Origin of the sequence: Streptomyces sp. NPDC088553 (genome assembly GCF_044752965.1) — a bacterium.
Taxonomy (GTDB): Bacteria; Actinomycetota; Actinomycetes; order Streptomycetales; family Streptomycetaceae; genus Streptomyces.
Genome location: NZ_JBIVMG010000001.1, coordinates 819,867 through 831,702 on the forward strand (window position 1 = coordinate 819,867; position 11,836 = coordinate 831,702).

An 11,836-nucleotide genomic window follows, 5' to 3' on the forward strand; every position below is an offset into this window, starting at 1 on the left:
GGGCGTCCGCCACGGCGAACGCGGCGAGCCGGAGCAAGAGGCGAGGATGGCTCCGCCACGGGCGGCGTGGACCCGCGGGACCCGTCCGGGAAGCGCGGCGGCGGATGGCACCGCTCTCACACGGTCTGACTCAGGAGGAACGGGCATCGGTACAGGACGAGGTCCGGTCAGGCGGCGGCCGTGGTGCGTGCCAGCTCGCTCACCACGTCGGTGAGACGTCCTCTGCGGAGGTGGGCGGCACGCTGCCGCGCGGCTCCGCCACCGGAGCGCCGCAGCCGGTCGAAGAGCTCCGAAGCGAGGTCCAGGTCTCCGGTCGCGGCCAGCCCGGGCGCCGCGCGTTCCAGCAACCGCAGCGCCGACAGCAGAGCCGGTTCCTGCTCTCCCCTCACGGGATCCAGGCCGTCGCCGGTCAGGCCGTGACGGGCTGCGAGGGCGTGGGCGGCGTGGAGGCTGCGGTCGGGGAGGCACGGGGGCGGGCGTCCGGTTCCGATGTCGGACAGCAGTGCGGTGGCCAGGCCTCGCACGAGGGCGGTGAGCAGCACGACCACGTCGAGGTCGGCGTTGACGTCGCAGACGCGTATCTCCAGCGTCGGTACGTGCTCGGAAGGGCGGGCGTGCCAGTAGATCATCCGGCGGTCCAGCAGGGTTCCGCTGCGTACCAGCTGGTCGGCGAGGCGTTCGTAGCCCGGTCCGTCGAGCAGGGGTGCGGGGCCGACGCCCGGCCACCGTGCCCACTCGACCGACCGGTGACTCGCCCAGCCGGTGTCCCGGCCCAGGGAGAAGGGCGAGTTGGCGGCGATCGCCTGGAGCGTCGGCAGCCAAGGTCGCATGTGGTTGGCCAGCGCGAGGGCCTGGGTGTGTCCGGTCACTCCGACGTGGATGTGGCAGCCGCACACCATTCCGTCGTACCTGCCCACCAGGGAGGACCACCGGGCGGCCATCCGCGCGTAGCGCTCGCAGGGGGTCACCACCGGCGGACGTCCGGGTGGGACGCCGGGAGTACCCGTGGCGACGAGGAGGCATCCCTCGCCGGCCGCCGCCTCCCCCATCACCTTCCGCAGGAGGGCCAGTTCGGACCTCAGCACGGCCAGAGTCGGTGTGGGGCGGGTGCACACCTCGACCTGTGCCTCGAAGAACTCCGTCTGCGCCTGTTCGCCCAGGACCCGGCCCGCGGCTTCCACGACACGGGGGCCCCGGTCCATGGGCACGCCCGTACGCCGGTCCACGAGGAGGAACTCCTCCTCGACGCCCACCGTCATGCGGCGGCTTCCGCGCGCCGAGCCGACCGGTGCCGGGTCGATGCGACGTGCGGGTACAGTCACCGTGGCACACATGGGAAACCCCTTCGCCGAACGGGCCGGAGCAGCCGCGTTCGGCTCACTCTCACTGTCTCGCGTCTACCCCCGCGATCGTTCGGTAGACAGTCCGCGTACGCCCCTGAGCGCCCTCCGCCGCCTCACGGCGCGACCGACAGCCCCCGGCTGCCCTACGATGCCGTTGAGGGCCTCGGAACGGAGCAGAGGTCGGAGGTCAGATGCCGGAGCAGGGCCGAGAATCCGGAGCGAACCCCATCAGTACCCAGCAGCGGTCGTTGCACCGCGCCGGCCTCACGTCCGCCTCCGATACCGGGATGGACCGGTTCGCCAGGCTGGTCTCACGAATGCTCCACGTGCCCGTGGCCTTCGTTTCGCTGGTGGAGGAGGACCGGCAGCTCCTGCCCGGACTGATCGGCCTGCCGGAGCCCTGGGCGGGGAGGCGCACGCTGCCGCTCTCCCCTTCGCTCTGCCGCCGCGTGGTGGCCTCGGGGCAACCCCTGATCGTGTCGGACACCCGCGCCGACGAGCGGTTCGCCACCCACCCGGCCGTGGCGGACCTCGGAGCCGTCGCGTACGCGGGAATGCCGCTGACCGACGCCGACGGGCTCGTCCTGGGCTCCCTGTGCGCCATCGACCACGAGCCCCGTTCCTGGGGCACGGACGAGCTGTCCGATCTGGAGGACCTGGCCGCGGCGTGCTCCGCCGAGCTGTGCTTGCGCATCCTGTCGGCCCAGAGCCGGTCCGCACAGCGGGTACTGGAGGCCGCGCGGGCCGCGGCCGAGCACGCCCGGCGTGACGCGCAGCGGCTGGAACAGGAGGCCCAGGCCGGACTGGACCACGCCGAGCTGCTGCTGACGGCGTCGGAGGAGCTGGCTCAGACATCCGGCCTCGAGGACGTCCGCCGGCGCCTGAAAGATCTGTTCGGCGGCGTCGGCAAGCCCTCCTACGTGGGGCTGCTGGTCGCCGGGAAGGGCGACCTGCGCTGGGTCCCCGACCCGGACGGCGCTCGCACCGTGGAACGAGAACTCCTCGCCCTGCCCGCCGACGCGGCTTTCCTCCCGAGCACCCAGGCCCTGCGTCGGCGGCGGCCGGTGTTCGTGGCCGACCGCGCGGCGACGGTCGCCCACTACGGCACCCAGGCAGCCGACCTCTTCGACCGCATGGGATCCACCACGATGCTGTGCCTGCCGCTCTGGGGCAGCCGCGCCCTTCTGGGCGTCCTCACGATCTGCTGGGACAAGCGGCACCAGGTGGGCGTCACCGAGCGGGCCACCCTCACCGCCGCGTCCGGCTACATCGCGCAGGCGGTGGAACGCGCCCTGTACCTGGAGGAGAGGATCTCCGTCGCCCGCGAGCTCCAGGCCGCCATGCTGACCGACCTCCCCCTCACCGACCACGTCGAGATCAGCGCCCGGTACCAGCCGGCCGCTGACGACCACATGATCGGCGGAGACTGGTACGACGCCCACCATCTGCCCCGCGCCTCGGCCTCGGACGGGGAGACGCCGGGACTCATGGTCACGGTGGGGGACATCACCGGCCACGACATGCACGCCGCCACGATCATGGGCCAGGTCCGCAGCATGCTGCGGCAGGCCACCCTCGACCATCCGCCCCACAGCCCCGGCACCGCGCTCACCGCGCTCGACGCGGCCTGCTCGGTGCTGCCCATGGAGACCAGCGGCACCCTGGTGCACGCCCGGCTCGAACCCGTCGACGGCAGCCTCGACTGGACGCTGACCTGGTCCAACGCCGGCCACCCGCCGCCCCTGCTCCGCACTCCCGACGGGCGCGTGACCCAGCTGCTCGAGCACGACATCCTGCTGCACCGGTCACTCGGTCCGTTCACCCGCACCGAGCACCGACGCGCGCTGCCTCCGGGCTCGACGCTCCTGCTCTACACCGACGGGCTCGTCGAACGCCGCGGCCACGACATGGACGCCGCCGTCGCGCAGCTCATCGCCCTCCTCGCCCGCCACGGACACCGGCCACTGGACGAACTGCTCCGCCGGATCAGCGACCGGCTGGCGGACCCGGCCCCCGAGGACGACGTCGTCCTGCTCGCCGTGCGTACCCCCGCAAGCGACCGGCCACCGCGACGCCGCGACGGCGGGAGCGGCACCGAAGCGGCGCGCTTCGAGTCGCGGTCTGGCAGGTCTGCGACGTGAACCATCACGCGACGATCTTCCGGCGCGGACGGTTTCTCGAGCTGGCTGGGTCGTCGCGGGCCACACAACGCCTCCCGCGCGCCGCGTCATGACGAACGGCCCGTTCGGTCGATGCAGGTCGTCAGGAGCGAAGGAGAGCATGCGGGGTTCGTGCTGGGCGTCGGCGCCGTTCAGACCGGTCGACGTGATCACGAGCCGTTCACCCACGTAGGCGTTCTCACCGACGACCCCCATCCCTAAAGCGACCTTCGCCGTGGAGGCGGGGAGCCGCAGCACGTCCTCGATGGTGTCCACGCCCCCTGGACCGACCCGGAGGACGCGCCCCGCTTCGCTGTACGTGCCGATCCGGTACCCGCCCGGTCCTTCCCGGTCCGACGCGCAAGGGGAAGTAGCCGTACGAGGGCGACACGGTGCGGGCCGACATTCACGCCTGGCCGGTGCGCTCTTTCCTCGGCAGGCGTTCCCGGCCCAAGAGGACGACGAAGGGGGCAACGTCCCCAGGCAGGCAGAGCGAGGTGGGTCCGACCATCGTCAATGGCGCTCGGGGCAGCGTCCGTCGCACTCCGTCGCACCACCGGCGGTGGTGCGACGAAGGCCGGCAGAGGGTGGCGGGGCATTGCGGCGGCGATGACATGACCGAGTGCCACACCCCGAGCGCACACCTCGCCCTCGCTGCATGATCCGTTCAGCCGCGCCGCCCTGCCCTGGCACACCCCTGCGCGACGCGGCTCAGTAGTGGTCGTACCGAGACGGCGAGCAGACCTCACCTTCCAGGACTACACCACTGATCACCCGCGCGACGGAGTTGTACGAATCATGGCTGAGCTGTGTTTCCCACGCAGCCCAGCTCTCCGTCATCTCCTGATTGCCCGGCTCTCGTCCCGCCGATTGCTGTCGGGGGTGCGGGCGCGGAGTGGCCTCGACTGTGCGTGAGCCGGCCGTGTCGCCTCGCTTGCGGTGGCGCCCCCTCGTTGTGGCGCCATCATGTCCGCGCAGCAGCCCTTGTGTCGACAGGTCCTTCAGCCGGTCGACGACGTTGGTCACGTCGATGCCGATCTGCGCGGCGAGCACGTGCAGATCCACCCCCTGGTTCCAGCCGTTGGCGAGAGCGGCGTCCTGGTCTCCGGACCATGCGGCCTGGGAGTTCTCGTCGGAAGCCGACGGGGGATCGAGCAGGTCGCCCGCAACGATCCGTGCACTGGTCTTGCCCACCTCGCGTCGGGCGGACCTCACCTCACGCTCCTGCAGGCCCAACAGATCGGCAACGGACCTGTCCCGCCCCACTGTGACGGCGAACGCCGCCAGTGAGCGGCTCCGGTGCATCTGTGCTTCGCGTAGAGCCTCTTCCGCCAATCTGACCCGTTCATCATGCAAGCAGAATTCTTCCGCCAGGACCTTGTGGTGACTCCAGGACTGCTGTGGATCCATGCTCGAAGCAACGTTTCTTCTCTTGGAATGTGCTGGTCGGCAGCGGATCTTCACTCGAAGGTAGTGCCTGTGATCACACTGGAGGGGTTGCCTTGTGCGGCGGGGGTCGCAAGCGCGATCCCGAACGAGTAGACCTCGCCTGCCCGCCAGAGACCCGGCGCCTCGGTCGGTCGGGGGCTTGCTGAGCGTAGCTCCCGAAGTGCCTCACGATGAGCGAGCACGACCTCCGAAGGGCTCGCGGCATCGTGGCCATGGCATGGCCCGGGGCGGGCCGTACGTGAGTCTGTTCCCCGGTACGGATGACGCGCGGGCCGAGGTTGTCGCCCCGACGTCCGCCGGCCGGCCGGAATCCGGCTCTGGTCCGCTGTTCGATGCCCACGTCGATCGGCATCGGTTCGCATGAGACTAGGCGGACTGCCGGCGGCGAGCTTCGGGCCGGAGGGCGCGGAACCTTCCTCTGCGTCACTCCCGGGTCGTCCGGGCCGTGCGGCGGTCGTCGGTGGGATCGCCGGGCGTCGGAGGGATGGCGCTGGTGGCGGCGACGAGAGTGATGAGGGTCTCGATCGCTCCGAACACGGCGCGGGTCAGGGTGCGAGCGCGGCGTTCGGTGGCGGCTCGGACGGACCAAGGCTGCGCGAGCGTGGCGACTGGTACGTCCTTGACGCGCTTCCTGAGTGCCTCGCGAGAGGCACTGGCGGCGATGTCCGGCATCTGCCGACTGAAGGCGGCCGGGGCGCTGGACGGTGGCGGCGGCGCTCGGTCGGCTCGCAGACGGGTGGTGGCGGCTGACCTGGCCGATGCAGGCGCGCCTCGCCGCTGCTCCTTCACGCCCAAGGCGGCGCCCGCTTCCCCAGTGCCAAGGCGGACTCACCGCTGTGCCGCTCTCGAAGGGACCTGTTTCTTCACCGTGAAGGGTGATGGACGCCGCGGAGGCGATACCTCGCGCACGGGCGAGACGTTGGGGTGCGGTGAAGCCCTGCAGTGACGATTCTGCAACCACGACCTGCAGGATTCAGACAGCAGTGCGTACCGTTCCGAGCCCTGGCGGAACGGCCATTGAGGTGAGGCGGTTGAAGGGAGTGGCGAACGTGTGGGCTGCAGGCCAGGAGGACGGTGGCCGGCTCGTGGACCGTCCCCGCAGGCACTTCGGACTTGTCGGACGGGACGCTGAACTCGCGGCGCTGAGGACGGCACTCGCCGAGCACCGGCTTGTCACCGTGACGGGCGTGGCCGGGGTCGGCAAGAGCCGTCTGGCCCTGGGGGCTGTGGCCTGTCCGAAGGACGGTCCGTGGGAGGCCATCGTCCGCATCCGCTGGCACGACGGTGTTCCCGCCGCCCCCTGGGCACTGGCGGCGCGCATCGCCCGGGCCCTGGATTCCGCGACGGGGGCCTACGGCTGCTCCGGGACCGCGGATCTTGCGGCCGCGATGCGGTCACTGCCCGACGGCAAGCTGCTGCTCCTCCTGGACGACGTCGATCCCGTGCACGGCGACTGCACCAGGCTGGTGCAGTCGTTGCTGACGAGTCTGCCGACCTTGCGGGTCCTGGTCACGGCGCGCCGCCCGCTGGAGCTCGGCAGCGAACACGTACTGCGGCTAGCACCTCTGGACACCGACGCCCCATCGGAAGGTCTCTCGCCGGCGGCCGAGCTGCTTCACGCTCAGTCGGTCGGGCGCGGGCGGATCATGACGGCCGAGCGAGGGGCGGTCGATCGGGTGTGCGCGCTGGTGGAGGGTGTACCCCTGGCGCTCGAGCTTGCCGCGGCCCAGCTGGAGGACTCCACCGTGAGCCGGCTCGTCGCCCGTCTCGAGAACGGGCAGTGCTGGCTGACCGACCCGGGCCCCCGCACCATCAGGCGCCACCGGTCGGTCAGGGCATCGATCGGCGCCGTGCACGCCCTGTGCGAACCTGCCGTACGCAAGGTCTGGCGACGCCTCAGCGTGTTCGTGGAAACCTTTGCCGAACAGGCCGCGACCTTCGTCTGCGAGAGCACCGACCTCACCCCGGACGAGGTTCCTCCCGCGCTCGCCGAGCTGACCGCGATCGGCGTCCTCGTAAGGCAGGAAGTGCCCGGGGCGGTACGTGAGCCGCGGTACCGGATGTCCCGGGCCGCCCGCGACTTCGCCGCCGAACGCCTCGAGGCGGCGGGCGAATCACGAGCGGCGCAGGACCGGCACGCCCGCCACTGTCGGAGCGTTGCCTCGGTCGCGGAAGCGCTGTGGAACACCGGCCTGCAGCAGCAGGCCATCGAGCTCGCCCACGACGAACACGACGACCTGACCGACCTTATGCGCCGGGCTGTCCGCCACCACCCCTACGCCGAGATCGTCCTGGAGACCGTCCTCCACCTGTGGTTCTGGTGGGCCGCCCACAGTCGTCGCGAGGAGGGTGCCGCCCACCTCCTCACACTGCTGCCCCTCCTCCCTTCGGACAGCCCCCTCACCTCCCGATGCCAGTGGCTCGCCGGCTGGCTCATCGCAGGCGCGGACCCCGCCACATCCCGCCGCCTCCTGAACCTCGCCTGGCCTGCGGCCGTCCTCACCGGCGACGACGCTCTCATCGGCCGCATCGCCCATGTACACGGCACACTCGCCTGGCAGCGCGACGATCTGTCCACGGCCGCCGCCCACTACCGCCACGCCGCCGACACCATCCCCGGCCTTGTCCCCGGCGGCCCCACCCCCACGGTCAGTCTCGCCGCCCTGGCCGTGGTCCAGACCCGTACCGACCCCACTCATGCAGCCCGCACAGCGCGTCAGGCCCTTGCCCAGCAGACCGGCAGCCACGACACCTGGGCGACCGCCCTCGCCCATTACGCCTGTGCCCTCGCCGACCACCACACAGGACGCACTGGCCGTGCCCGCCACCGAACACGCCGCGCCCTCGCCCACCTCGACGCCCGCTTGGACGCGCCCCAGGCGTCCACCGCCCTGCGCCACCTGCTCGACCACATCGACCAGAGCGCCCCGCCCTCTCCACACCCCCGAGCACACGTGCCTGCCGCGCGCGCAACACCAGAGGCCGACCAGCCGGACCACAGGGCAGCCGGACGGTCCCGGCCGGAGCTGCCTCCGGCCACGCATGACCTGTTCTGAGTGGCGTCGCAGCTGTCGTTGTCCAACCGAAACGGATCACCGGAGCCGATCCGGACGGGTCCGGGCAGTCCACCTCCGGGGGAGCCGTACCAGGGCGGCCCCTGCGAGGGGATCGGGGCACCTGCCCCCGGGCGCGCGACCTGCACCCCAGGCCCGGCCCCGCCTGGATGATCTGTCCCGACCTCGGCTGGGTACACACGAGACGGCGTCGTGCCTCGGACCGCGGGGCGCGACGCCGGAATCTTCGTCCTCGGGATGCTCCATGCCGCGCCGAGGGCGCAGCATGGAGGGAAGTGTTCAGCCGACGGCCCTGTGCGCCCTGCCGGGGCAGGGTGGAGGGAGCCTGCGATGGCCCACGACGCTCCGCCTGAGACCGACGGCTCCGAGGCCCCGACGACCGGCCCGGGCTGGCAGGCGCCAGGCGGTCTGCTGGACTTCTTGAACGTCGCGGCGGTCGTGGTGGACGCCCGTGGGAGGATCGTGTTCTGGAGCCCGCAGGCCACCGACACGTTCGGATACACCGCCGAGGAGGCGTTGGGGCAGCACGCGGCGAAGCTGCTGCTCAGCGAGGAGAACCGCGACCGGGCAGCGCAGCTGTTCGCCGGGGTGATGAGCACCGGGGAGAGCTGGGCGGGGGTCTTTCCCGTCCGGCACCGGGACGGGGCGACGCGGCTGGTGGAGTTCCGTAACATGCGGCTGCTGGATGATCTCGGCGACGTGTACGCGCTGGGGATCGCCGTCGACCAGACCATGTTGCACGACGTCGAGGGTCGCCTCGCGCTCTCCGAGCAGCTGGTGTCGCAGGCGCCGGTGGGGTTCGCTCTGCTGGACACCGATCTTCGTTACCGGCTGGTCAACTCCGCGCTGGAGCGGATCAACGGGGTGCCGGCTGCCGAACACATCGGGCGTCGGCCTCGCGACATCCACGCCTACCCCGGGGTGGAAACGGTCGAGTCGGCGCTGCGGCACGTGCTGGTGACGGGCACGCCGCTCCTCGACCAGTACATCGTGAGCCGCACGCGCGCCGACCCTGATCATGACCACGCGTGGTCGGTGTCGTACTACCGGATCCACGGGCCCGCAGGCCGGGTGATAGGGGTGGCGTCCTCGGTCGTCGACGTCACCGAGCGGCACCTGGTGGCCGCCGAGGCCGAGCGGGCCCGGCGACGACTCGCACTGATCGCCGACGCCTCCACCCGGATAGGCACGACACTCGGGGTCGAGCAGACCGCCCGGGAACTGGCCGAGGTCGCCGTCCCTGATCTCGCGGACGTGACCGCGGTCGACGTCCTGGACGACGTGCTGACCTACCGCACCCACACGCGGCCCCCGGGCGAGGAAGGAGGCGAACTGTTCCGGTCGCTCGCCGTCGCCTCCGCCTTCCCCACCGACATCACCGACGCGGCCGACCCGGTCGGCGAGGTCGCCACCTACAGCCCCGACCGGCTGATCACCCAGTGCGTGCGCACCGGACATCCCGTCCTCGTGGCCCATTGCGACGAGCAAGACCTGCGGCGCGTCGCCCGCGATCCGCAGGCCGCCACGACCCTCGCCCATGCCGGCGCGCACTCCTATCTCGCGGTTCCGCTGATCGCCCGCGGTGAGATCCTTGGCGCCTTCGACCTGCTGCGCGTCCGCAATCCCGAGCCCTTCGACGCGGACGACGTGCTCCTCGCCCGGGAACTGGCCGCACGGGCCGCCATCGCCATCGACAACGCCCGCTATCACCAGAACGTGCGCACCGCTGCCGAAACCCTCCAGCGCAGCCTCCTGCCCCCCGCCCCACCACAACGTCCCGGCCTGAGGGTCGCCTCTCTCTATCAGCCGGCCCAGGCGGCCAATGAGGTCGGAGGCGACTGGTACGACGTCATTCCCCTGGCCGGCGACAAGACCGCCCTCGTCATCGGCGATGTCATGGGCAACGGCATCGACGCCGCCGCGACCATGGGGCAGCTGTGCACCGCCGCCCGCGCCTACGCAGCCCTCGACCTGCCCCCCGACAAAGTCCTCCACCTCCTCGACCAGCTCACCCAGGGCCTGGAGCACTACATCGCCACCAGCCTCTACGCCTCCTACGATCCCCACACCGGACAGTGCCGCATCGCCAACGCCGGACACCTGCCCCCGGTCATCGTGCGCGCCGGGCAGGTACCCGAACTACTTCGCCTGCCCGCCGGCGCCCCGCTCGGCGTCGGCGGTGTCGACTTCGACTCCATCACTGTTCCCCTGCATCCCGGCGACCGGCTCCTGCTCTACACCGACGGCCTCGTCGAAACCCGAGACGACCCCATCGACGAACGCCTCGACCTCCTCCTGAACACTCTCGGCCCGACCAACGCGCCCCTCGACGCCACCTGTGCCCGGCTTGTCGACGCCATGCGCCGCCCTGACGACCCAGACGACGTCGCCCTGCTTCTTGCCGAAATCCGACGGCCGCGGCAGGACCGCCTCTGACGGTGCGAGGAGGGAGGAGCGGAGTTCGCGAAGCGACGGTGGCCGAGCGGGCCAGCGGAGTCAAAGGAAGGACCCGGGTGACGTCGGGGTGGCTCTTCCCTCCAGCACACAGCTGGGCACCACGAGCAGAGCCGCGGTGTCGGGTCAGGGGTGGGAAGAGGGTTTCAACAACGACGGGAACGTTCCTACGGCATCGAGTGCGAGCGACAGTTCCGCGACGACTCTCGGGTCGGTCAGCGGTCCCCGAAGGTGTTCCTCCAAGCGGTGCATGCGATATCGGACGGTGTTCTGGTGACAGTGCAGTGTCTGCGCGGTCACTGCTGCGGAACCGTGTGCTTGGAGCCACGCGCGGGCAGTCGTCAGAAGCGTGGTGCGTTCGTCCTCGGGCAGTGACAGCAGGCTGCCCAGCACCCGGTTGACGGCCCGGCGGGTGGTGTCGAGGTTGTTCATCACGAGCTCCGTCAGCGGGGTGTCGTCGAGCTGACGGACCGCCGGCGTTCCCGGCTCCAGCGACTCCATGGCCACCTGGGCATACCTGAGCGCCTGCGGCGTATGGTCGAGTTGCTGGTACACGGGACTGGAACCAACCCTTCCGGTGGCACACGCGCGCACGGCGTCGAACACCGGGGCCGTACCTCCTGGTCGGGGAAGGGTGAGGACCGCGATGTCGTGTCCGGGCTGAGCTCGCCACGCAGATCTGACGCCGAGGGGGCGCAGCTTGGCGTCGAGGCCGCTCAGGGGCGGCTCGGCCGTCGCGGCCGCCTCGGCCATCAGCACGACGAAGTCGCCCTGGAAGGGGAAGCCGAGGACGCGCGCCATCTCCCAGAGGGTCTCGCTGCCTGTCGTCGGCCCGTCGATCAGAGCGGCGACGAGCGCCGAGCGCCTGCGGTCCGTCTCCGTCATCCGTTCGGCGACGGCCTCTCGGTACGAGTCCGTGAGCGCCGTCGAGTAGACGTCCGCGAGTGACCAGATGCGACCGGCCGTCGCGAGGAGTGCCTGTGTGGCCCCCTGTCCGCTCCGCTGAGCCTCGGAGAGGAGTTCCTCCCAGAAGTAGGCGAAGCTCAGTCGGTAGACACGCAGGACCTCCGGCAAGGGTGCGCCTTGGAAGGCCCGCTTGCGGCCGGTGGCGCTGGGCGCGGAGACGTCGACATCGGTAGAGCCGGGTCGGGCCAGGTGCGTGAGGATGAATCCGACGCTCCGGCCGAGGGCGTCGTGCAGATCATCGCGGCTGACGATCGCTCTCCGGTAGAAGTCGATCTCCCGGACGACCATGTCGCCCATGCCGACGACGATCTCGTCCAGCCTGGTACTCAGGGATGCGACGAGGTCGGAAACGGCGGCACGGTGGGCAGTCTCGGGCACCACTGGAGACTAG

Annotated in this window: 7 protein-coding genes; 3 read left to right on the plus strand and 4 right to left on the minus strand. The window is 71.0% G+C overall.

The genetic code is table 11. The features are described from left to right. Positions 1 to 167: 167 nt before the first annotated feature. Positions 168 to 1,322, minus strand: a complete 1,155-nt coding sequence (locus ACIP8Z_RS03610) for a YbdK family carboxylate-amine ligase (protein WP_402078199.1) — start codon at positions 1,320 to 1,322, stop codon at positions 168 to 170. A gap of 308 nt (positions 1,323 to 1,630) precedes the next feature. Between ACIP8Z_RS03610 and ACIP8Z_RS03615 the strand changes: the two genes are divergently transcribed. Then, the gene (locus ACIP8Z_RS03615; protein WP_402078202.1) at positions 1,631 to 3,484 is read left to right on the plus strand and encodes a SpoIIE family protein phosphatase; all 1,854 of its coding nucleotides are present in this window, start codon (positions 1,631 to 1,633) and stop codon (positions 3,482 to 3,484) included. Between the two features lie 729 nt (positions 3,485 to 4,213). On the opposite strand, the gene ACIP8Z_RS03620 is transcribed toward ACIP8Z_RS03615, so the two are convergent. Continuing rightward, complete coding sequence (locus ACIP8Z_RS03620) at positions 4,214 to 4,912, minus strand: hypothetical protein (protein WP_402078204.1); 699 nt, start codon at positions 4,910 to 4,912, stop codon at positions 4,214 to 4,216. A gap of 462 nt (positions 4,913 to 5,374) precedes the next feature. Then, complete coding sequence (locus ACIP8Z_RS03625; RefSeq protein WP_402078207.1) at positions 5,375 to 5,623, minus strand: hypothetical protein; 249 nt, start codon at positions 5,621 to 5,623, stop codon at positions 5,375 to 5,377. Between the two features lie 377 nt (positions 5,624 to 6,000). Here ACIP8Z_RS03625 and ACIP8Z_RS03630 point away from each other — a divergent pair, with 377 nt between their 5' ends. After that, complete coding sequence (locus ACIP8Z_RS03630; RefSeq protein WP_402078209.1) at positions 6,001 to 8,007, plus strand: ATP-binding protein; 2,007 nt, start codon at positions 6,001 to 6,003, stop codon at positions 8,005 to 8,007. A 348-nt stretch (positions 8,008 to 8,355) separates the two neighbouring features. Next, positions 8,356 to 10,461: a SpoIIE family protein phosphatase gene (locus tag ACIP8Z_RS03635; protein ID WP_402078212.1), complete on the plus strand. Its 2,106-nt coding sequence runs from the start codon at positions 8,356 to 8,358 to the stop codon at positions 10,459 to 10,461. A gap of 144 nt (positions 10,462 to 10,605) precedes the next feature. On the opposite strand, the gene ACIP8Z_RS03640 is transcribed toward ACIP8Z_RS03635, so the two are convergent. Then, positions 10,606 to 11,823 (minus strand): PucR family transcriptional regulator, encoded by a 1,218-nt coding sequence (locus ACIP8Z_RS03640; protein ID WP_402078215.1) that lies wholly within the window; start codon positions 11,821 to 11,823, stop codon positions 10,606 to 10,608. Between the last annotated feature and the right edge of the window lie 13 nt (positions 11,824 to 11,836).